Source organism: Bradyrhizobium sp. WD16 (genome assembly GCF_024181725.1).
GTDB lineage: Bacteria > Pseudomonadota > Alphaproteobacteria > Rhizobiales > Xanthobacteraceae > Bradyrhizobium_A.
This window is the reverse complement of record NZ_CP028908.1, coordinates 2,924,395-2,945,495: the sequence shown is the minus strand read 5'-3', so window position 1 is coordinate 2,945,495 and position 21,101 is coordinate 2,924,395. Positions and strand designations below refer to the sequence as shown.

The window sequence follows — 21,101 nt, the reverse complement described above, 5'->3', positions numbered from 1 at the left end:
TTACCGCCAGAAGATTCCCTGCGGCAGCTCCGAAAGACCGCCGGTTGCGCGTGTACCGCCTGTCCTGACGAGAACGGCAAACAGCTGCTCCGCCGTGCGCTGCTGCTCCTCGGCCGATCGATGGGCCAGGCCATCGAGGAAACGCCGCTTCAGGCCGGAGAACAAGGCATCGTCCGGCGCGTCCATCAGCGGCCGCACCGCCTCCCATTCGGCATCGGACGTCGCCAACAGGCGCTCAGCCGCGGCGGCGGCCGCCAGGAATCCGTCGATAGCGGAACGTTGCTGCCGCGCCCAATCCTCGTGGAAGACGAAGCCGAGCAGGTCGAGCTGGCCTGGAAGGCCGAGATCCCGGGCGCAGTCGGCAACCGACAGCATCTGCCGGAACCCCGCGGCCTCGAGCCGGGCCGCGAAAGTCCAATAGGTCAGCACCGCGTCGAATTCGCCCTGCTGCATCTTGCCGTTCAGGAGCGGCGGTGCGCCGTAGGTGATCTGCGCTTCGGAGCCGAGATCGAGGCCGTGAGCGGTCTGCGCCGCAGCCCGGACGATGAGCCATGACTTGTCGAGCGGTCCCCCTGCGACGCCGATCTTACGCCCCTTGAGATCGCCCAGCGTTCGCAATGGCGTGTCGGATCCGACCATGATGCCGCCCACGGCGCTGGAAAACGGTGCGAAGCAGAGCCTGATTCCGGCGGCGCGCTGGCTTGCGACCATGGTCCAGTCGGACACCACGATGTCGGCCGAACCCGCCATCAGCGCGATCCGCCCTGCCTCGGCGGTGGCGAGCTTGACGGTCTGCAGCATGACATCGTGCGCGGCATCGAAATGATGGCGACGGATGACGTCGGCGAGCCACTGGATGGTGCCGAATTGCAGGATGCCGAGCCGAACGCTCGCGCCGGGGGCGACATCGCTCGCCCGGGCGATCGTTTGCGCAAGGGTGGCGAAGGCCATGCCGAGCCAAACACGTCGGCTGACGGCATTGCGACCGAAGACATTCCTGCAGATGGCGTTCAGGCTCATGACCTCCACACTTCATCGACGAGATTATAATCTTCGCCGCCGGTCAAGCCGTCATGCCCAAAGATGCCGCATCGACGTCGGAGCGAGGCGAGGCTCTGGATCACGCTCAACTGCTCGACCGATCCGATCGCGCGCCGTGCCGGGGAGAATGATGTCTCCGCCATCATGGCGAAGGCGCAAGGATGCGCGCGACAAATGAGCTCACGACGGCGAGCGTCGGCAGAGCATCGCTCGTCTTGTTCCGAATTGCGTGCTGCAGCGCAACAGAAGCGTCGCCGCAATTTCGGACTCCCGTGTCGAGGCGTTCGGCTAAGCTTACCGCAAAGGCGTTCCCACTCTGGCGATGCTCACCTCACGACCGCCATCATGGTGGACCGCGGCTTCATCCGCCGCCCTGCGTCCTTGACCTATGTCAACGCGCCTCGACGCAGCTGGAAGCGATACTTCGTTCTCCACCTTCCAACGGAGGGACAGATGCGCTCGACCTTGCTTGGAGTTCTGGCGACCGGCGCCTTCGCGCTCGGCGCCGCGACAGCGGCCCAAGCGCAGCAAAGCGGCGCCGCAACGCAACCGATATTCGATACGGGCAAGAACGAGTACGAGGCCCACTGCGCCGTGTGCCATGGCGCCCGTGGTGAAGGCAACGGACCCTATGCGCCATACCTGACCAGCGCGGTCCCAAACCTCACAACACTTACCAAGCGCAACGGCGGCGTCTTCCCCGTGGTGCGGGTCTACGAGACGATCGACGGACGCCAGCGGGTGCCCGCCCACGGCCCGACCGACATGCCGATCTGGGGGCCACGCTACAGCGCCGAGATCGGCGAGGGCCTCTACGACGACATCCGTGTCAATCGCGAAGCCTATACACGCGCCCGCGTTCTGCTTCTGACCGAGTACATCTACCGGCTGCAGGCGCAATAGGGCGTGTTCATCGCCAGCCTGCAGAGCAGTGGGCGCCACAAGCTTCACGCAAGCTGATCGGCCATCGATCAGGATCGAGACGCCCATGTCGTCATGGCGGCGGCGTCGAGATCCTGCGCCAAGCCCGGCCGATCTGACCCGGACACCGGCGCCGGTGATGGCCGGCATCCCTGTTGCTGCCGGGCGGATCAAGATCCTGCCGGCAACCTTACGCGTCCGTTTTTTGGTGCGCCCCTCTTTCACAGAGAATAAATCCGGCTCTGCCCGAGTCTCCCCTTGTGACGCGCTTTTCGCAAGGGAGGACGGACATGAGCCGAAGGCAGACCGCGGATGGCGGATCTCAGCCGAACCGCCGCGATACCCTCGAATGCATGGTGTGGGCCGGAACCGGCGTGCTCTGGGCCATGAGCGGCGGCGTCCCTGTCGCCCGCGGCCTGCTCGGCGACGCTCAGGCCGCGGCCGCATCGGACTTCAGCTTCCTGCAGATGAGCGACAGCCATATCGGCTTCAACAAGGCCGCCAATCCCGATGCGCTCGGCACCCTGCGCGAAGCCGTCGCCAGGGTGAAAGCACTGGCGGTGAAGCCCTCGTTCATCATCCATACCGGCGATATCACCCATCTGTCGAAACCGGCCGAATTCGACAATGCCGATCAGGTCTATGCCGAGACGGCCCTGCAAATGCACGCCGTTCCCGGCGAGCACGACCTCATCGACGAGGACCGGGGCAAGGCCTATCTCGACCGCTATGGCAAGGGCACGAACGGCGCCGGCTGGTACAGCTTCGACGATCACGGCGTCCACTTCATCGGACTCGTCAATGTCGCCGATCTCAAGGCCGGCGGTCTCGGCAATCTCGGCACCGAGCAATTGGCCTGGCTCGAGAATGACCTGAAAGACAAGTCCGCCAGCACGCCGATCGTGGTCTTCGCCCACATTCCGCTCTACGTCCTCTACCGGCAATGGGGATGGGGCACCGACGACGGCGAGCGCGCGCTGGCGTTGCTCAAGCGGTTCGGCTCCGTCACCGTGCTGAACGGCCACATCCACCAGCTGGCGCAGAAGGTCGAAGGCAACATGACCTTCCATACCGCGCTGTCGACGGCCTTTCCGCAGCCGTCGCCGGGCTCGGCGCCGTCACCCGGACCGATGGTCGTTCCCGCGGAACGGCTGCGGAGCCTTCTCGGATTGTCCACCGTCACGCTGCGCCAGGGCAACAAGCCGCTCGCCATCGTCGACACGACGCTCGCGACCTAGTGTCCTGTCTCCGAATTACCGCTTCATTTGCCTCACCCTCGCACGGTAATTCGGAGACATAAAGGACACTAGCAAAATCAAAGCGCTAGTGTGGCTTATGTCTCGCAATTGCCTACGAGAGACTGGCCGCAAAGGCGGTAGGCAATTGCGAGACGCCACACTAGGGTTCTGGAGTTGGCAGAATGAAGAATCCGACCATAGAACCCCGCGCGGGGGCCAAACACCCGAGCTTTCGCCGTGCGTTGGCTGTCGTCATTCCGGCAGGTTTGATGGCCGGCGCGGTGATGGCCTTGCAGGCGCACGCCGCGCAGGATTCGGGGGCCACCATCACGATCGATAATTTCACCTTTGCTCCCGCGGAGCTGAGAGTGCCGATCGGCACCGTCGTCACCTGGGTCAATCGCGACGACACGCCCCACACGGTCGTCGACAGTCACCAGGCGTTCCGCGCCAAGGCGCTCGATACCGACGACTCCTACAGCTTCACATTCATGACCGCGGGCGAGTTCGATTATTTCTGCAGCCTGCACCCGTTCATGACGGCAAAGGTCGTCGTCACGCCTTGAGAGCGCCGGCGCAGACGCCTGTGCAGCGACGCGGGATCTGACTGGTGTCGGAAAAACGCTCCGCTCCGAATGAAGCGGAGCGGAAACAGCGGAGGTGCTAAATCAGTCCTGCCGCAGTGGCAACGTCGCGATCCGCCTGCCTGCGCCGATCGGCCGCCCATCGCAAAAGCCCGGCTGACGCCGGGCTCGATTGCTGATGGGGCGGGACGCGGATCCGATTACGGATTGGCCCGGTCGACGAGGCGTCAGTTGAAGTGGTAGTTGATGCCGCCCTTGACGGTGTGGATCTGCTGACGGCCCGAATCGATGCCACCGACCACGACGTTGCTGAAGTAATTCTTGCCGGCGAAATCGCTGTACATGTATTCCGCCTTGGCCGACCAGTGCGGCAGGAACATGTATTCGACGCCGCCGCCGAGGGTCCAGCCCGAGTGCATCTTGCTCTCGGTGAAGCTCACGCCGCCGCTGAGGGCGTTGACGCGGTTGTTCGCGAAGGCATAGCCGCCCTTGACGTAGAGCAGCGCCGAGTTGACGGCAACGCCGAGGCGCCCCGTCGCCGAGCCCAGCGCCCGGATCGAATCGTTGACGGTCACGCCGTCGCTGGTCGCGGCGGCCTTGATGCTGGAGCCGGCCGCGTCGGCTTCGACACCGAAGACGAACTGAGCGGCCTGCCAGTTGTAGCCGATCGTGCCGCCGCCGAAGCCGCCCTTGAAGTTGTTGCCGCCGGAGTTGCTGGACCAGCCATAGCCGCCCATCACACCGGCGTAGAAGCCGGACCAGTTGGTCAGCGGCGACACCATCGCCGGAGCCTTGGTGTAGGTCGCCGGGGCGCGCGCCGCGAGATCCGCCGCGGATGCGGAGGTTGCCAGAACGACCACGGCCGCGCCGGCGAGAAGAACTTTTTTCATGATGAGACTTCCCAGAAATGAATATCGATGGCATCGATGGCGCCGCTGTAGCAACGAGCGTGCGCCCACGCCTGGGAAATCCACGAGGCCTCGGACGAATTGACTGCGAGTGCCAATCTTCCGCGATCTGGTGCCAGAAGGACGCAAGGCAGGCGGCATGCCGGGCGGGACCGACGCCTCGTCGGGCCGTTGCCGCTCCGATCGAATCGGAGCGGCGGCTCGGCCGGCACGGACGCGGCGGCGAGCTCCTGCGGCCTGCGCCGCCATTTTGGTTCGATCTGTCCATGACAAGCCTGCCGGAATCCCGCTTCGACACACGCAGCCTGCCGTCCAGGATCGGCCTCGACATGTGGCAGGAACAGATCAGCGTGCTGTTCGATGCGCGCGTTCAGAAAGCCGATCAGGACGGCTTCTTTGCCTCCGTCCACGCCTGGCTGATCGATGATGTCGGCATCGGCCACGTCCGTGGCAGCGCCCAGCAGTTCAGCCGTTCGCGCCACAAGATCGCCCGTGACGGCATGGACGGATACGTGCTGCAGTTCTACAGCCGCGGCGAGAGCATGAGCCGCGACGACTATTCCGTCGCCAGGCCCGCCGACCTCTACCTGATCGACATGGCCCAGCCGCTGGCCACGGTCACCACCGAGCACGCGCAATTGAGCATCGCCGTGCCACGACGCCTGCTGTCGCCGCTGCTGAAGAACCCCGACGACTGTCACGAGCTGGTGTTGCCGGCACGTCTGCCGCTGGTCTGTCTGCTGCGCGACACCTGCGCGAGCCTCGCGCAGAACCTCGGCAACATGTCGACCGGGACTGCGCGGCTGGCGCTGCCCTCCATCCTGCAGCTCGCTGCCGCCGTGGTGAATGCGGAAGTCGACGAGGAAAAAGAGGCCGCGGTGCGGACGGCGCTGGCCGACGCCGTCCGGCGCCATATCGAAACGCACCTGCTGGAGCCGCATCTTTCAGCGGAAACCGTCATGCGGGCTTTCGGCATGTCGCGCCGGACGCTCTATCGGCTGTTCGAGGCTGCGGGCGGCTTCAAGGCCTATCTTCAGAGACAGCGGCTGCGACGCGCCTGGGACGCGTTGCGTGCCGCCGGACTGCGGCATCTGTCGATTGCCGAGATCGCAGAACTGCATGGTTTTGCCAATCCGGAGAGCTTCACCCGCAGCTTCCGAAGCCTGTTCGACCTGACGCCGCGCGAAGCGCGCCATCTCCCGGAGCGCGAGATCCTGCGGCATCGTCGTGCAAGAAGTGCGACCGACTGGCCGCAATGGCTCCGCCAGATCGGCTGCTAGTGTCCCGTCTCCGAGTTACCGCTTCGTTTGCCTCACCCTCGCACGGTCATTCGGAGACATCGGGACACTAGCATCATTATGATTCTAGTGTGGTTTTGGATCTGACGCTCGTTCGAAGAACTCGCTGCAATACTGAAACGAGCGTCAGATCCACCACACTAGTGCGGCCGGCGTGTTCGCGGCGCGGCAGGCCGGTCCCGGCCGCTCGGCAGGCCCGACGCCGCCAGATCATGCCCAACGAACAAGCAGGTGCGCGATGGTGTTGCCGACATCACGCTCTGGCCGATTCTGGCGAAACTGATAGTGTCCCGTCTCCGAATTACCGCTTCGTTTGCCTCACCCTCGCACGGTAATTCGGAGACATCGGGACACTAGCAAAATCAAGAAGCTAGTGTGGCTTATGTCTCGCAATTGCCTACAGGGGCTTGCCGCAAAGGGCATAGGCAATTGCGAGACGCCATACTAGCGTGCCCACTTTCAGTTGGCTCCAGGATCGAGGATCGGAATGGACAATCGCAGTGACATCTGGCGCAGCGTCGATGCGGTCAAGCCGCGCTTCATGGCTCTGAGCGACAAGGTCTGGGCGACGCCGGAAATCTGCTACACCGAATCGAGATCCGCGGCCGAGCACCTCGCCGAGCTGCGCCATCAGGGGTTTCGCGTCACCGAAACCGTCGCCGGCATTCCCACCGCGATGATGGGCGAATGGGGCGAAGGCGGGCCGGTCATCGCCTTCCTCGGCGAGTACGACGCCCTGCCGGGCCTGAGCCAGGAGGCTGGCGTCGCCGAACCCCGGCCACTGGAGAGCGGCGGCCATGGCCATGGCTGCGGCCACAATCTGCTCGGCTCTGCCGCCATGCTCGCCGCCACCGCGGTGAAGGACTGGCTTGCCGCCCACCGCCTGCCGGGCCGCGTCCGCTATTACGGCTGCCCCGCCGAGGAAGGCGGCGCTGCCAAGACCTTCATGGTGCGCTCGGGGGCTTTCGCCGACGCCGACGTCGCCATCAGCTGGCACCCGCACAGTTTCTGGGAGGTGGCGGTGGCGCCTTCGCTGGCCAACACCCGCGCCGATTTCATCTTCACCGGCCGCACCTCCCATGCCGCGGCGTCGCCCCATCTCGGCCGCAGCGCGCTCGACGCGGTGGAATTGATGAATGTCGGCGTCAACTACATGCGCGAGCACATGCCGAGCGACGCCCGCGTGCACTACGCCCTGCTCGACACCGGCGGCATCGCCCCCAACGTGGTGCAGGCCCATGCGCGCGTCCGCTATTCGATCCGGGCCCGCGACCTGCCGGGGATGAACGAACTGGTCGGGCGCGTTCACAACATCGCCAGGGGCGCGGCGCTGATGACCGAAACCAGGGTGGAGATGCGGATCATCTCCGCCGTCTCCAATCTGTTGCCCAACACCCCGCTCGAGCAAGCCCTTTACCTCGTCATGGAGGAGCTTGGCCCGCCGCCTTTCGACGAGACGGACAGGGATTTCGCCGCAAAGATCCAGTCGACGCTGAGCGAACAGGACATCGGCGCCGTCTACCACGCCATCGGCATGGAACCGACCGATCGGCCGCTGGCCGATTTCCTCGTGCCGCTGGACGCCAGGCGCAATCCCCTGATCGGCTCGACCGACGTCGGCGACGTCAGCTGGGTGGTGCCGACCGTTCAGGTCCATGCTCCCACCATCGCTATCGGGACACCGCTCCATACCTGGCAGGTGGTGGCGCAGGGAAAGAGTCCGGCCGCCCACAAGGCCATGGTGCAGGTCGCCAAGGCAATGGCCGGGCTCGGCGTCAAGGCGCTGACGGAGCCGGCCCTGATCGACGCCGCCAAGGCGGACCTTGCGAAGCGAACCGCGCGAACGCCCTATGAATGCCCGCTGCCGGCCGATGTGGCGCCGCCGCTGGACATGTCCAGGACCTGAATCCGGGACCTGAATCCGGGACCTGACGGACGAACCGATTTTCCGCAATGCAAGACGCGTTACGACGCGCCTTGCATCCGGAACGCGGCAATGCCGAAGACGTGGGCAGCAGAACGCCGTTCTGCCCAAAGGTAGATCAGGCAAAGCCCACAGATAATGCGTGTCCGCGTCGATTGAAGTTGACCGGGAGGGGCGTCGGTGTGCCATCTTCACCCGGGACACGCGAGACGCGGACGAGGACAATGATGCTGGACGCTGAACTTCGAACCATGGTCGACGAAGTCAAGGACGGGCGCATGGATCGCCGTGCCTTCGTTCAGCGCATGATCGGCCTTGGTCTCACCGCGCCGATGGCGACGCAGATTCTTGCCATCGGCGGCGTCGCCATGGCCCAGAGCCCGTCGGCCTACAAGCCGGCCAAACGCGGCGGCGGCGGCCCGCTCAAGCTGTTGTGGTGGCAGGGCCCCACTTTGCTCAATCCCCATTTTGCGACCGGCACCAAGGAGCAGGATGGCTCGCGCCTGTTCCATGAACCGCTCGCCAGCTGGAACGCCGACGGCAACCTGTCGCCGGTGCTCGCCGCCGAGATCCCGTCGATCCAGAACGGCGGCCTCGCCGCCGACGGCAAGTCGGTGACCTGGAAACTCAAGCCCGGCGTGAAATGGCATGACGGCAAGCCTTTCACCGCCGATGATGTGGTCTTCAACTGGGAATACGCGACCGATCCCGCCACCTCGACGACGAGCATCGGCATCTACCGCGACATCACCGTCGAAAAGGTCGACGACCTCACGGTCCGCATCCTGTTCAAGCAGCCCACCCCGTTCTGGGCCGACGCCTTTGTCGGCGCCACCGGGGCCATCATCCCGAAACATCTGTTCGCCGACTACAAGGGCGCCAGGTCCCGCGAGGCGCCGGCCAACCTCAAGCCCGTCGGCACCGGTCCCTACAAGTTCGTCGAATTCCGGCCCGGCGACCTCATCCGCGGCGAGATCAATCTCGACTACCACATGCCCAACCGGCCGTATTTCGACACCCTCGAGATGAAGGGCGGCGGCGATGCCGTCTCCGCGGCGCGCGCCGTCATCCAGACCGGCGAATATGACTTCGCCTGGAATATTCAGGTCGAAGACGACGTGTTGCTGCGCCTCGAGAAGGGCGGCAAGGGCAAGGCCATCTATGCGGTCGGCGGCGACACCGAATTCATCGCCCTCAACTTCACCGATCCCAACACGGAAGTCGACGGCGAGCGGTCGTCGATCAAGACCAGCCATCCCCTGTTCTCCGACCCGGCCGTGCGCCAGGCCCTCGCGCTCCTCGTCGACCGCGACGCGATCAAGAAAGTCATCTACGGCCGCGCCGGACGAACCACCGCCAACTTCCTCAACGGCCCGGAGAAGTTCGTCTCGAAGAATACCACGTGGGAGTTCAACATCGAAAAGGCGGCGAGGCTGCTGGACGAGGCCGGCTGGAAGCCGGGCGCCGATGGCATCCGGGCCAAGGACGGCAAGAAACTGAAACTGCTCTATCAGACCTCCATCAACGGCCCGCGCCAGAAGACCCAGGCGATCGTCAAGCAGGCCTGCCAGAAAGCCGGCATCGAGGTCGAGCTGAAATCGGTCGTCGCCTCGGTGTTCTTCTCCTCCGACGTCGGCAACCCCGACACCTTTTTGAAATTCTACGCCGACATGGAGATGTTGCAGATCCCCATGACCCAGCCGGACCCGGCCCAGCTGATGCGCCGCTTTCATTCGCGCTACGTGGCGACCAAGGAGAACAAGTGGCAGGGACAGAATTTCCCGCGTTATCGCAATCCGGACTACGACGCGGCGATCGACGCCGCCGATAACGAGGTCGACCCGCTCAGGCGCGCCGCGTTCTACATCAAGGCCAACGATGTCCTCTGGCGGGACACGGTGTTCATCCCGGTGATGCACCGCCTCAAGGTCGAGGCCTCTTCCAACACCCTGCGCCCGGTGATCAGCGGCTGGGCCAACGAGACCGACAACCTGCACGACTGGTATCGGGAGGTTTGACGGCCGGCGGCGGATGAATCCCTCATGAGTCAGTATGTCCTGCGTCGCCTCCTGATTGCGGCCCCGAGCCTGCTCGGCATTTCACTGGTCCTGTTCGTCGTGCTGGCGCTGGCGCCCGGTGACCCGTTCGCGGAGCTCGCGACCAATCCGAACGTGCCGCCCGAAGTCGGCCTCGCGCTGCGCGCCAGGTTCGGCCTCGATGATCCGATCTATCTGCGCTACCTGCACTGGCTGCTCGCCATGGCCCATGGCGACTGGGGCTTTTCCTTCGTCAGCCGCGTCGATGTCGACACGCTGATCCTCCAGCGCCTGCCGGCGACGCTCTATGTGATCGGCTCGGCGCAGGTGCTGGCGCTGCTGATCGCCATCCCGGTCGGCGTCTATGCGGCGATGCGGCCCTATTCGATCTTCGACCAGGTCGCCAACACCCTCGCCTTCATCGGCTTCTCGCTGCCGACCTTCTTCACCGGCATCCTGTTCATTCTGGTGTTCTCGGTCACGCTGGACTGGCTGCCGTTCGTCTACACCAGCGACATCAACGCCACCGGCGCACGGTGGCTCGTCGAACAGGTGCGCCAGGCCATCATGCCCGTCATGGTGCTCGGCCTGTTCCAGGCCGCCTCCATGACCCGCTTCGTCCGCGCCGCGATGCTCGACGTCATCCGGCTCGATTACGTCACCACCGCCCGCGCCAAGGGCCTTGGCCAGGTCAGGGTCATCATCAAGCATGTGATGCGCAACGCCATGATCCCGGTGGTCACCCTGATCGCGCTGCAGATGCCGGCGGTGTTCGGCGGCGCCATCGTCACCGAGCAGATCTTCCGCATTCCCGGCATCGGCTCGCTGCTGATTTCGTCCATTCTCGCCAATGACACGCCGGTCGTGATGGCCGTCACCTTCGTCTTCGCCTGTCTTGTGGTGCTCTTCAACCTCGTCGCGGATGTCCTTTATGGCTGGCTTGACCCTCGCATCTCTCTCCGCTGAGCGGCCTGCCTATTCGCCGTTGCGCGAGACCTGGAGGCGCTATCGCCGTCACCGGCTCGCGGTGGTCAGCGCGGTGCTGCTGCTCGCTCTCGTCGTGGCGGTGGTGTTCGGACCGTTCCTCTGGCGCATCGGCATCAACGACATCGATTTCAACGCGCGCCTCGAGGGGCCTTCCCTCGCCCATCCCTTCGGCACCGACGATCTGGGGCAGGACATCCTCGCCCGCATGATCTATGGCGGCCGGATCTCGCTTGCGGTCGGCCTCGCCGCGATGATCGTCTCCGTCTTCGTCGGCACGCTGATCGGCGCACTCGCCGGCATGTCGCGCGGCGCGGTCGGGCACGGGCTGATATGGCTCACCGACCTGTTCCTGTCGCTGCCGCAACTGCCGCTCCTGCTCCTCCTGATCTATCTGTTCCGGGACAACCTCAAGGCGGTATTCGGTCCCGAAGTCGGCATCTTCATCCTGATCGTGGTCGTGATCGGCGGCCTGCGCTGGATGCCCACCGCCCGTCTCGTCCGCGCCCAGTTCCTGTCCTTGCGCGAGAAGGAGTTCGTCGAAGCCGCCCGCGCCCTCGGCGCCAGCCCGTTGCGACAGGTCGTCCAGCACATCCTGCCGAACGCGCTCGGACCGGTGATCATCGCCGGAACGGTCGATGTCGCCGCCGCCATCATCGCCGAGTCGACGCTGTCGTTTCTCGGACTTGGATTTCCGCCCGACACGCCGACCTGGGGACGCCTGCTCTACGACGCCAAGGACTATCTCGACATCGCCGCCCATTGGGCGCTGTTTCCCGGCGGCGCCATCTTCACCGCGGTCGTCGCCATCAATTTCATCGGCGACGGCCTGCGCGACGCCCTCGATGCGCGACGGGTGATCTGATGGCGCCTCTGCTCGAAATCAGGGGGCTGAAGACCCATTTTCGCACCGACGACGGCATCGTCCAGGCGGTCGACGGCGTCGATCTGACCATCGACAAGGGCGAGACGCTGTGTGTCGTCGGAGAATCCGGCTGCGGCAAGACCGTCACCGCCATGTCGATCCTCAAGCTCATCGCCATGCCGCCCGGCCGCATCGTCGCCGGCCAGATCCTGTTCGAGGGCCGTGACCTCGTGCCGCTGACCGGCGGCGAGCTCGACGACGTTCGGGCGAGGGAGATCGGCTTCATCTTCCAGGAGCCGATGACATCGCTCAACCCGGTCCTCACCGTCGGCGAGCAGATCGCCGAGAGCCTGCGCCGCCACGAGGGCCTGTCGCGCAAGGACGCGCTCGCCCGCACCGTGGAGATGATGAAGCTGGTGCAGATCCCCAACGCCGCGGGGCGCGTCCACGATTACCCCCACCAGTTCTCGGGCGGCATGCGCCAGCGCGTCATGATCGCCATGGCGCTCGCCTGCAAGCCCAAGCTCGTCATCGCCGACGAGCCCACCACCGCCCTCGACGTCACCATCCAGGCGCAGATCCTTGATCTCCTGCAGGACATGAAGCAGCGCTTCGGCATGGCGGTGATGCTGATCACCCACGCCATGGGCGTGGTCGCGGAGACCGCCCAGCGCGTCGTCGTCATGTATGCCGGCAAGGTGGTCGAGGAGGCGAGCGTCGACGCCCTGTTCGCCGACCCGCGCCATCCCTACACCCATGGCCTGATCCGCTCCATTCCCCGCATCGACCTCGACGGCACGCACAAGACCCGGCTCGAGGCCATCGGCGGCTCGGTGCCGATCCTGATCAATCCCGCGCCCGGCTGCCGCTTCGCGCCGCGCTGCCGCTTCGCCATGCCGCTCTGCACCGAGAAGGAGCCGGTCCTGCGCCAGATCGCTCCGAACCACCGCATGGCCTGCCATCTGGGAGCGCCGGCATGAGCGAGCCCCTGCTGCGCGTCACCGGCCTCAAGAAGCATTTTCCCGTCACCGGCGGGCTGCTGTCGCGCGAAGTCGGGCGGGTCCATGCGGTGGATGGCGTGTCCTTCACGGTCGGCCGCGGCGAAACGCTGGGGCTGGTCGGCGAGTCCGGCTGCGGCAAATCCACCACCGGCCGCTGCGTGCTGCGCCTCATCGAGCCCAGCGAGGGCGAGATCGCCTTCGACGGGCAGGACGTCACCGGTCTCGGCGGCCCTGAGCTGCGCGCCATGCGGCGCAAGATGCAGCTCATCTTCCAGGATCCGTTCGCCTCGCTCAATCCGCGCATGACGATCGGGGCGATCATTGGCGAAGCCTTCACCATCCACAAGCTGGCGACTTCCGCCGGCGAGCGGAACGACCGCGTCGCCAGCCTGCTCGTCAAGGTCGGGCTCAAGGCCGAGCACATGCGCCGCTATCCGCATGAATTCTCGGGCGGCCAGCGCCAGCGCATCGTCATTGCCCGGGCGCTCGCGGTCGCGCCCGAGCTGATCGTCTGCGACGAGCCGGTCTCTGCCCTCGACGTCTCGATTCAGGCGCAGGTCATCAACCTGCTGGAAGACCTGCAGGCCGAGCTCGGCCTGTCCTATCTTTTCATCGCCCACGACCTGTCGGTGGTGGAGCATATTTCCGACCGTGTCGCGGTGATGTATCTCGGCCGCATCGTCGAGCTGGCCAGGGCCGGCGACATCTACCGCAATCCGCGCCACCCCTACACCCAGGCCCTGCTCTCCGCGGTGCCGGTGCCGGACCCCAAGGTCAAGCGCCGGCGGATCCGGCTGCAAGGCGATGTGCCGAGCCCGATGAACCCGCCGGCGGGCTGCCATTTCCACACCCGCTGCCCCCTGGCCGAGCCGCGCTGCGCGCAGATCGCGCCGCAATTGAAGGACGAGGGCGAGCAGCATTTCGTGGCGTGTCATTTGAGGTGAGGCGCGGCGGTCGCGAGATCGAAGGAGCGCGCGGCATATTGGATTGCGCGGTCGAGCCGGCCAACGACGGCGGAGGGTGGACGCCCGTTACAGGTCGCTCACGCGACTTCCCGATCGATTGCCGGGATTGGCCGGCTCGATCAGTGCCGCGATCGAGATAGCCCAGCGCCGCCTCGAGCTGCGCGTCGTCGGGTTTGCCGATGAGATCGGCCAGGCGCTGCCAAAAAAGCGCCGGAGAGCGCGCGACCGCCATACGAACGCTGGAAGCAAAGTTAAGCCGAAGGTTAAGACCTGCGTCGTCCGCCTCCCTTCCCGGTGCCGGCCGAGGCTGCCTTGCGCCCGGACTTCTTCCGAACCGCAGGAGATGGCTTGGTCTTCTTCGATGACTTTGTCTTCTTCGATGACTTGGTCTTCTTCGATGGCCTGGTTTCGGTCGATGGCTTGGTTTTCTTCGCCGCCGATGGCTTTGTCGCGACGGACGTGGCGTTTCCTCTTGATGTCGCCGATCCCCGGCGCCGCTTTGGCGCGGGGGAAACGCCGGTATCGAAAGCCGCGGATTGCGCCATCTCCAGCCCGAACAGCGCCGCGACATCGCTGTCACCGAGCAGCTTGGCCGTGCTGGGCGCAGCGCTGGTTCGCACAAGGTCTCGTCCGGCATCGGCGAGCAGCTCATTCTCGTCCACGCCGCGCAACGCGAAGATGAGTTCGGGCTTCTTGTCGAGCCGTGCGCCCACGCCATAGAGTGCCGCCGCGACATGCTTGCACATGTCTGCCCAGTCCGGACAGCTACAGGACAGCTTGATTTCGTCGGGCGATGGAAACAGGCCGTCGCCCTCCCGGCAGACCCGGTCCATGATCCCCTTGGCCAAACGGCCTTGCAGCAGTTCAACCAGGGAGTCGATCGCGCCCGCGCAGTCCCGACAGATGGCCTTCCAGCGCTCCGCCTTGACGGGCGCGATGGCGATCTTGATTTCGTAGAGCGAGGAACCCGCAACCATCGCCGCGACCTCACCCTTTGCAATTTTCAGGTCGAGAACGGAACCGTTACGGACATAGGAACGGCCACGCGGCAGCCGGCTCGCATAGTCGCTATAGCGCTCGAGGTTGACGCACCACGATTTGCCCCAGAAGGTCCTGGCGATCGTGCGGCCCTCGATCGTCACGGGGGCAACGGATTGCCCTCGTTTCCTCAGCTCGGCCAGTTCGCGTTCGGCCTGTCGCCGCTTCGCGGCCACCGACACGTAAGGCTGCCACTCAAAATATCTCATCCGCCCGCTTCCCTTGCCGCCGCATGCAGATCGAGGGCCACGAGTTGCAGCAGTTCCTCATCCTTCATCTCGGTCAATACCACCTCGGATGCGGAGCCGAGCAGATCCCCGGCCAGCTGCTTCTTCGACTCGATCAACTTATCGATCTTGTCCTCCACGGTGCCCCGGCAAATGAATTTATGCACAAGGACATTCTTGGTCTGCCCGATTCGGAAAGCTCTGTCTGTCGCCTGATTTTCAACGGCCGGATTCCACCACCTGTCGAAATGAACGACATGCGAGGCGGCGGTGAGATTGAGCCCTGCGCCGCCCGCCTTGAGAGAGAGCACGAAGAACGGCACATTTTCGTCGTCCTGGAACCGGCGCACGAGCTCCTTGCGCTTCTTGACCTCGGTTTCGCCATGCAGGACGAGGCCGGACCGTCCGAACACCGAGCCCAGGAACGCCGCCAGCGGGGCTGTCGTCTCCTTGAACTGAGTGAAGATCAACGCCTTCTCCTGCCGGGCGGCCGCCACCTCCGCGATGTCACGCAGCCGCTCGAATTTGCCGCTGTCCTGCTCGGTCCATGCACCGTCGCCGAGCCATTGCGAGGGATGGTTGCAAATCTGTTTCAGCCGCATCAGCATGGCGAGCACCAGGCCTTTGCGCTGCATCCCGTCGACGTCGTCGAGCCGCTGCGCCAGCTCTTTCACCGCCTGCTGGTAGAGCGCCGCCTGCTTGCGGCTCAGTGAACAAAAGGCATTCACCTCGGTCTTGTCGGGTAGATCGGCGATGACGCTCTTGTCGGTTTTCAGGCGTCGCAGGATGTAGGGGCGGACCAGATCGCGGAGCGGTCCGTAGGGGTTATGCGGCCGATCGGCGAGGCCTTTGACAAAGGACGAGAACTGCTTCGACGAACCCAACAGTCCGGGATTGATGAAGTCGAAGATCGACCAGAGGTCGCCAAGCCGGTTCTCGATGGGCGTGCCGGTCAGGGCAATGCGCGTGTCGGCCTGGAGCTGCTTGACCATCCTGGTCTGCTTGGTGGCCGGATTTTTGATCGCCTGCGCCTCGTCAAGCACGACCAATCGCCACGGCACGGTCCCCAGCCAGGGCGAGCGCGCCAGAAACCCGTAGCTCGTGATCACGAGGTCCGTGTCCGCCAAGATGTCTGCGTCCGGATTGCCGGCGTCGTCCGCGCCCAGCTGCTCGGCCGGTGCAGCCGATGGATGGGCGACGCGCGCCCTGAAACCCGGCGCGAATCGCGCAATTTCCGAAACCCAATTGGCGAGCAGCGACGCCGGGGCCACGAGAAGACATGGCCGTCGGCTGTCCTTGGTCTCGCTCTTCAGCACGAGCAGAAGCGATAAGACCTGGATGGTCTTGCCGAGCCCCATGTCGTCGGCAAGGCAGGCCCCGAGCCTGAGCTGGGTGAGCAGATAGAGCCATTGCACGCCCGCCAGCTGATAGGGCCGCAATGAGCCTCGAAGGGATTTACCGGGATCGATCCGCGCGAGCCCATCGGGGCGGCGCAAGGCCGCCAGCGTCTCCGCCAGCCAGGGACCCGCCACGGTCTGGCTCCAGTCGATCTGTGCCTGTCCACCGGGACCCTGTTCGACGATGTTGGCGCCTGCCAGCATGCGCATTGCCTCGCCGAACGACAGACCGTCGCTGGCGGCGCGCCGTTCGATCGCCTCGAATTCATCGAGGGTCCGGCGCAGACGTTCATGGTCGACCTCGACCCATTTGCCACGTATCAGGACCAGGCCGTCGGCCTCTGCGAGCAGCCGCTTGATCTCGGCCGCCGAAAGCTTCTCGCCGTCGAGCGTCACTTCCATCTGGAAGTCGAGCAACGCATCCGTTCCCATCTGCGATGGCGCTCGCCCCCCGATCGTCGCCTTGACTTGCGCACGCGCGGGGCGGTTCAGACGCCAGCTCGCCGGCATCCGCACCGCGACGCCGGCGCTTTCGAGCGCCGGCACATCTTTGAGGAATTGCAGCGCCTCCTGCTGGCTCCAGCGTAGCGGATGAAAGATCTCGCCCGCGTCGACCATGACCTTCAGCCAGGCGCAATGCTCGGCGGCGCGCTGGACGGGCAGCAACAGCGACAGCAGGCGCTCGCGATTTCTCGCGCCGGCATACTCCTGCAAGGCCTTGCCGAGAGGCATATGCTGGGCTTTGGCTTCCGCCGAAAGCCGCGTCGTGTAGGTTGCCATGAACGCGAACGGGGCAGCGTCGTCCTTCCTGTTCTCGGCGAGATTGAAATGGACACGCCCGATCAGGTTCCACGCCGGATGCCGGGCTTTGAGGAAATCCTGCACGGAGAGCCTGGCGTCGGCCAGTTCGGCGTCGAAGGCGGCGTCCATGTCTCGCCAAAGATCGGCCAGGACCATCGTGGTCAGATATTCGGCGCCCATCATCGGCGGAACGGCCGCCGCGATCCGGCTGAGTTCGTCATCTGCCGGAACGGCGACTTCAGGCTTGGTCGACCGATCGCCGATGCCGGGAACGGTGCACAATGCGGTGACGTAGCGCGCTCCGAAGTCTCGCCAATACGACAGCACCGGAGGCAGAACCGTCCCGACTTCATCGACTCCCAGGCGCAACAGCCCGTGTCCGGCCCCCCGCAGGAAGGCTTCCGCCAGCCGAGGACGCTCCTCGGACTGCAGCCCAGGCGCGTCCTCCGTTTCCCTGAGAATCAGCAAACCACGCGGGGTGAGAACCGGCGCCAGCCTCATGATCGGACCATTCTTGATTCTAGTGCGGTTTTGGATCTGACGCTCATATGAAGAGTTCGCTGCAATACTGATACGAGCGTCAGATCCACCGCACTAGTGTCCCGTCTCCGAATGACCGCTACGTTTGCCTCGCACTCGCACGGTCATTCGGAGACATAGGGACACTAGCAAAATCAAAGTGCTAGTGTGGCTTATGTCTCGCAATTGCCTACGAGAGGGTTGCCGCGAAGGCGGTAGGCAATTGCGAGACGCCACACTAGTGTCCCGTCTCCGAATGACCGCTACGTTTGCCTCGCACTCGCACGGTCATTCGGAGACATAGGGACACTAGCAAAATCAAAGTGCTAGTGTGGCTTATGTCTCGCAATTGCCTACGAGAGGGTTGCCGCGAAGGCGGTAGGCAATTGCGAGACGCCACACTGGATGGACGCCGGAATTGCCTGTTGACGGGCCTGTTTGGGATCACGGATCATACCCAGATTCTGGATCCGAATGACACCCAATCGGACGGCAGCCGAAGACCATGCCAGTGAGTATCGGGGACATCACCGACGCCTTCGAGTTCGCCAACAGCGGCGGCGACATGGGGAATTTCTCGCCTTCGTCTGCAAACGGACCGGGAAGATCTACTATCAGAACGATTTTCCGGACGCAGCAGAGATGAACGACGAACTGCCGGACGACGTCGACGACGAGGAGAAATACGTCGCGCTCCCGGACAAACGCGAAATCGGACTGGGCCGGTCGCTGGCGCTCGATTTCGCCCGCGAGTTCCTGCCGGATGATTTCGACGACGTCCGCTATTTCTTCAGCAGGCGGGGTGCCTACCCGAAATTCAAGGCCCTGCTCGCTCGACGAAGCGCGATCGATCGCTAGTGCGGCGTCTCGCAATTGCCTATGCCCTTTGCGGCAAGCTCCTGTAGGCAATTGCGAGACATAAGCCGCACTAGCTTTTTGATTTTGCTAGTGTCCTTATGTCTCCGAATTACCGTGCGAGCGTGAGGCAAATGAAGCGGTAATTCGGAGACAGGACACTAGAGCATGATCCGGAAAAGTGCGCCGCGGTTTTCCGAAAAGATCATGCTCAAACAATAACCTAAAGCGCGATGATGATTCATCCCAATCTCATCGCGCTTTAGCACGCGTTCGAAGCGAAAGCCACCGAACGGGCGTTGCGCGACTGGTGCGCGCTGCATTCGATCGACATCGTCGGCTGAACTGGCGCTCTCGTCGGCGCCGTCCGCGCCGCCGCCGGGCGGCCTCCCGGTCGGTTGAATTCGCGGCGCCGGGGGCTTATGCGTGGGTGCCATGGACACCCCCGCCCGCGCCGAAACGCCGTTGATTTCCTGGTCCCGCCACCGGGCGCGCCCCGGCAGGGCGGCGCCGTTCCTGCCGATGAGCCGGGCCGAGATGACGGCGCTCGGCTGGGACGCCTGCGACGTCGTGCTGGTGACCGGGGACGCCTATGTCGACCATCCGAGCTTCGGCATGGCGATCGTCGGCAGGCTGCTCGAATCCCAGGGCTTCCGGGTCGGCATCATCGCCCAACCCGACTGGCAGTCGGCCGAGCCCTTCAAGGCTCTGGGCAAGCCGACTTTGTTCTTCGGCGTCACCGCCGGCAACATGGACTCGATGGTCAACCGCTACACGGCGGACCGCCGTCTGCGCCACGACGACGCCTACACGCCGGGCGGCGAGGGCGGCCGGCGGCCGGACCGCTGCGCCATCGTGTACGCCCAGCGCTGCCGCGAGGCCTTCAAGGACGTGCCGATCGTGCTCGGCGGCATCGAGGCGTCGCTGCGCCGCATCGCCCATTACGACTACTGGTCCGACAAGGTGCGCCGCTCGGTGCTGGCTGACGCCAAGGCGGATCTGCTGCTCTACGGCAACGCCGAGCGCGCCGTCGTCGAGGTGGCGCACCGGCTCGCCGCCGGCGAGGCGCCGCGCGATCTCGCCTCGATCCGGGGCACCGCGCTGTTCCGCCGCGTCCCGGACGATTACACGGAACTGCACGCCGACGATCTCGACTCCGCCGACCAGGGCGCGGCGCGCCGCCCCGGCGACACCGTCATCCGGCTGCCGGCGTGCGAGCAGGTCGAACAGGACCGCGAGGCCTATGCCCGCGCCTCGCGCGTGCTGCACCGGGAGAGCAATCCCGGCAACGCGCGGCCGCTCGTCCAGCGCCACGGCGACCGCGACCTGTGGCTGAACCCGCCGCCGATCCCGCTGACCACCTCCGAGATGGACGCCGTCTACGATCTGCCCTACGCCCGCGCGCCGCATCCGTGCTACGGCGATGCCAGGATCCCTGCCTGGGAGATGATCAAGTTCTCGGTGACGATCATGCGCGGCTGCTTCGGCGGCTGCACCTTCTGCTCGATCACCGAGCACGAGGGCCGCATCATCCAGAACCGCTCGGAGGGCTCGATCCTGCGCGAGATCGAGCGGATCCGCGACAGCGCGCCGGATTTCACCGGCGTGATCTCCGACATCGGCGGGCCGACCGCCAACATGTACCGGATGGCGTGCAGGGATCCGAAGATCGAGGCGGCGTGCCGGCGGCCGTCCTGCGTATTCCCCGACATCTGCCCGAACCTGAACACCTCGCACGACGATCTGATCCGGCTCTATCGCAAGGTGCGCGAGGTGAAGGGCGTCAGGAAGGTGATGGTGGCTTCCGGTGTGCGCTACGACCTCGCGGTGGAGAGCCCCGAATACATCAGGGAGCTCGTCGCCCATCACGTCGGCGGCTATCTGAAGATCGCGCCCGAGCACACCGAGCGCGGCCCGCTCGACAAGATGATGAAGCCGGGGATCGGCGCCTACGACCGCTTCAGGCAGATGTTCGATGCCGCCGCGAAAGAGGCCGGCAAGAAATATTACCTGATTCCGTATTTCATCGCGGCGCATCCGGGGACGACCGACGAGGACATGATGAACCTCGCGCTCTGGCTCAAGAAGAACCGCTACCGCGCCGATCAGGTCCAGACCTTCCTGCCGTCGCCGATGGCGACCGCCACGGCGATGTACCACACCGGCGTCAATCCGCTGCGCGGCGTGCGGCACGGAGCGAGCGACAAGGTCGAGGCGATCAAGGGCCTGCGGCAGCGCCGACTGCACAAGGCGTTCCTGCGCTATCACGACCCCGACAACTGGCCGCTGCTGCGCGAGGCGCTGAGGCAGATGGGCCGCGCCGACCTGATCGGCTCGCGTCCCGACCAGCTCGTGCCGGTCCACCAGCCGCCCGGCACCGGCAAGGCCGCCGGCACGCGACGGCCGGTGCGCCAGCCCGGAGGGACGCGACGCTTCACCACGAAGGGTCTGCCCATCACCAAATGAACCGGCGCGTGTGCGCCTGAGGCATATTCCAGG

17 protein-coding genes are annotated in these 21,101 nt (G+C 65.0%); 12 read left to right on the top strand and 5 right to left on the bottom strand.

Features of this window, described 5'->3' with window-relative positions; all coding sequences use genetic code 11:
• Positions 1–1,020, bottom strand: coding sequence for an ABC transporter substrate-binding protein (locus DB459_RS13655; protein ID WP_253713378.1), 1,020 nt, complete (start codon positions 1,018–1,020; stop codon positions 1–3).
• Between the two features lie 474 nt (positions 1,021–1,494).
• Here DB459_RS13655 and DB459_RS13650 point away from each other — a divergent pair, with 474 nt between their 5' ends.
• The 3 genes from DB459_RS13650 to DB459_RS13640 all read left to right on the top strand — a co-directional run bounded on the left by DB459_RS13650 (position 1,495) and on the right by DB459_RS13640 (position 3,766).
• On the top strand, positions 1,495–1,944 hold the full coding sequence (locus DB459_RS13650; RefSeq protein WP_253713377.1) for a c-type cytochrome: 450 nt from the start codon (positions 1,495–1,497) through the stop codon (positions 1,942–1,944).
• 308 nt (positions 1,945–2,252) lie between these two features.
• Positions 2,253–3,200 carry a metallophosphoesterase gene (locus tag DB459_RS13645; protein ID WP_253713376.1) on the top strand — a complete coding sequence of 316 codons (948 nt, stop codon included), beginning with the start codon at positions 2,253–2,255 and terminating at the stop codon, positions 3,198–3,200.
• Positions 3,201–3,469: 269 nt separating this feature from the next.
• On the top strand, positions 3,470–3,766 hold the full coding sequence (locus DB459_RS13640) for a cupredoxin family copper-binding protein (RefSeq protein WP_253713557.1): 297 nt from the start codon (positions 3,470–3,472) through the stop codon (positions 3,764–3,766).
• Between the two features lie 245 nt (positions 3,767–4,011).
• Here the strand turns inward: DB459_RS13640 and DB459_RS13635 are convergent, their stop codons facing one another.
• Positions 4,012–4,674, bottom strand: a complete 663-nt coding sequence (locus tag DB459_RS13635; protein ID WP_253713375.1) for an outer membrane protein — start codon at positions 4,672–4,674, stop codon at positions 4,012–4,014.
• Between the two features lie 284 nt (positions 4,675–4,958).
• Here DB459_RS13635 and DB459_RS13630 point away from each other — a divergent pair, with 284 nt between their 5' ends.
• The 7 genes from DB459_RS13630 to DB459_RS13600 all read left to right on the top strand — a co-directional run bounded on the left by DB459_RS13630 (position 4,959) and on the right by DB459_RS13600 (position 13,744).
• A complete protein-coding gene (locus tag DB459_RS13630) occupies positions 4,959–5,972 on the top strand; it encodes a helix-turn-helix domain-containing protein (protein WP_253713374.1) in 1,014 nt (337 codons plus the stop codon).
• A gap of 505 nt (positions 5,973–6,477) precedes the next feature.
• On the top strand, positions 6,478–7,896 hold the full coding sequence (locus DB459_RS13625; RefSeq protein WP_253713373.1) for a M20 family metallopeptidase: 1,419 nt from the start codon (positions 6,478–6,480) through the stop codon (positions 7,894–7,896).
• A 245-nt stretch (positions 7,897–8,141) separates the two neighbouring features.
• Positions 8,142–9,932 (top strand): peptide ABC transporter substrate-binding protein, encoded by a 1,791-nt coding sequence (locus DB459_RS13620; protein WP_253713372.1) that lies wholly within the window; start codon positions 8,142–8,144, stop codon positions 9,930–9,932.
• Positions 9,933–9,956: 24 nt separating this feature from the next.
• A complete protein-coding gene (locus tag DB459_RS13615) occupies positions 9,957–10,916 on the top strand; it encodes an ABC transporter permease (RefSeq protein WP_253713371.1) in 960 nt (319 codons plus the stop codon).
• Entirely contained in the window at positions 10,882–11,799 is a 918-nt protein-coding gene (locus DB459_RS13610; protein WP_253713370.1) for an ABC transporter permease, read from the top strand. The genes DB459_RS13615 and DB459_RS13610 overlap by 35 nt, the downstream gene beginning before the upstream one ends.
• Positions 11,799–12,779: an ABC transporter ATP-binding protein gene (locus DB459_RS13605; protein ID WP_253713369.1), complete on the top strand. Its 981-nt coding sequence runs from the start codon at positions 11,799–11,801 to the stop codon at positions 12,777–12,779. Before DB459_RS13610 ends, DB459_RS13605 begins: the two co-directional genes overlap by 1 nt.
• Complete coding sequence (locus tag DB459_RS13600) at positions 12,776–13,744, top strand: ABC transporter ATP-binding protein (RefSeq protein ID WP_253713368.1); 969 nt, start codon at positions 12,776–12,778, stop codon at positions 13,742–13,744. Before DB459_RS13605 ends, DB459_RS13600 begins: the two co-directional genes overlap by 4 nt.
• A gap of 284 nt (positions 13,745–14,028) precedes the next feature.
• Here DB459_RS13600 and DB459_RS13595 read toward each other — a convergent pair whose 3' ends face one another.
• Both DB459_RS13595 and DB459_RS13590 read right to left on the bottom strand, forming a co-directional pair.
• On the bottom strand, positions 14,029–14,985 hold the full coding sequence (locus DB459_RS13595) for an SWIM zinc finger family protein (protein WP_253713367.1): 957 nt from the start codon (positions 14,983–14,985) through the stop codon (positions 14,029–14,031).
• A 23-nt stretch (positions 14,986–15,008) separates the two neighbouring features.
• The gene (locus DB459_RS13590) at positions 15,009–17,729 is read right to left on the bottom strand and encodes a DEAD/DEAH box helicase (protein WP_253713366.1); all 2,721 of its coding nucleotides are present in this window, start codon (positions 17,727–17,729) and stop codon (positions 15,009–15,011) included.
• Between the two features lie 660 nt (positions 17,730–18,389).
• On the opposite strand from DB459_RS13590, the gene DB459_RS13585 reads away from it, so the two are divergent.
• Entirely contained in the window at positions 18,390–18,605 is a 216-nt protein-coding gene (locus DB459_RS13585) for a hypothetical protein (protein WP_253713365.1), read from the top strand.
• Positions 18,606–18,763: 158 nt separating this feature from the next.
• On the opposite strand, the gene DB459_RS13580 is transcribed toward DB459_RS13585, so the two are convergent.
• Complete coding sequence (locus DB459_RS13580) at positions 18,764–19,039, bottom strand: hypothetical protein (protein ID WP_253713364.1); 276 nt, start codon at positions 19,037–19,039, stop codon at positions 18,764–18,766.
• On the opposite strand from DB459_RS13580, the gene DB459_RS13575 reads away from it, so the two are divergent.
• On the top strand, positions 19,038–21,068 hold the full coding sequence (locus DB459_RS13575) for a YgiQ family radical SAM protein (protein WP_253713363.1): 2,031 nt from the start codon (positions 19,038–19,040) through the stop codon (positions 21,066–21,068). The genes DB459_RS13580 and DB459_RS13575 overlap by 2 nt on opposite strands.
• Positions 21,069–21,101: the final 33 nt, after the last annotated feature.

What these genes read in the sequence shown, in the direction of transcription:
- DB459_RS13655 (WP_253713378.1), bottom strand. Translation starts at nt 1,020, where the DNA reads ATGAGCCTGAACGCCATCTGCAGGAATGTCTTCGGTCGCAATGCCGTC.
- DB459_RS13650 (WP_253713377.1), top strand. Translation starts at nt 1,495, where the DNA reads ATGCGCTCGACCTTGCTTGGAGTTCTGGCGACCGGCGCCTTCGCGCTC.
- DB459_RS13645 (WP_253713376.1), top strand. Translation starts at nt 2,253, where the DNA reads ATGAGCCGAAGGCAGACCGCGGATGGCGGATCTCAGCCGAACCGCCGC.
- DB459_RS13640 (WP_253713557.1), top strand. Translation starts at nt 3,470, where the DNA reads ATGGCCGGCGCGGTGATGGCCTTGCAGGCGCACGCCGCGCAGGATTCG.
- DB459_RS13635 (WP_253713375.1), bottom strand. Translation starts at nt 4,674, where the DNA reads ATGAAAAAAGTTCTTCTCGCCGGCGCGGCCGTGGTCGTTCTGGCAACC.
- DB459_RS13630 (WP_253713374.1), top strand. Translation starts at nt 4,959, where the DNA reads ATGACAAGCCTGCCGGAATCCCGCTTCGACACACGCAGCCTGCCGTCC.
- DB459_RS13625 (WP_253713373.1), top strand. Translation starts at nt 6,478, where the DNA reads ATGGACAATCGCAGTGACATCTGGCGCAGCGTCGATGCGGTCAAGCCG.
- DB459_RS13620 (WP_253713372.1), top strand. Translation starts at nt 8,142, where the DNA reads ATGCTGGACGCTGAACTTCGAACCATGGTCGACGAAGTCAAGGACGGG.
- DB459_RS13615 (WP_253713371.1), top strand. Translation starts at nt 9,957, where the DNA reads ATGAGTCAGTATGTCCTGCGTCGCCTCCTGATTGCGGCCCCGAGCCTG.
- DB459_RS13610 (WP_253713370.1), top strand. Translation starts at nt 10,882, where the DNA reads ATGGCTGGCTTGACCCTCGCATCTCTCTCCGCTGAGCGGCCTGCCTAT.
- DB459_RS13605 (WP_253713369.1), top strand. Translation starts at nt 11,799, where the DNA reads ATGGCGCCTCTGCTCGAAATCAGGGGGCTGAAGACCCATTTTCGCACC.
- DB459_RS13600 (WP_253713368.1), top strand. Translation starts at nt 12,776, where the DNA reads ATGAGCGAGCCCCTGCTGCGCGTCACCGGCCTCAAGAAGCATTTTCCC.
- DB459_RS13590 (WP_253713366.1), bottom strand. Translation starts at nt 17,729, where the DNA reads ATGAGGCTGGCGCCGGTTCTCACCCCGCGTGGTTTGCTGATTCTCAGG.
- DB459_RS13585 (WP_253713365.1), top strand. Translation starts at nt 18,390, where the DNA reads ATGAACGACGAACTGCCGGACGACGTCGACGACGAGGAGAAATACGTC.
- DB459_RS13575 (WP_253713363.1), top strand. Translation starts at nt 19,038, where the DNA reads ATGGACACCCCCGCCCGCGCCGAAACGCCGTTGATTTCCTGGTCCCGC.
- DB459_RS13580 (WP_253713364.1), bottom strand. Translation starts at nt 19,039, where the DNA reads ATGGCACCCACGCATAAGCCCCCGGCGCCGCGAATTCAACCGACCGGG.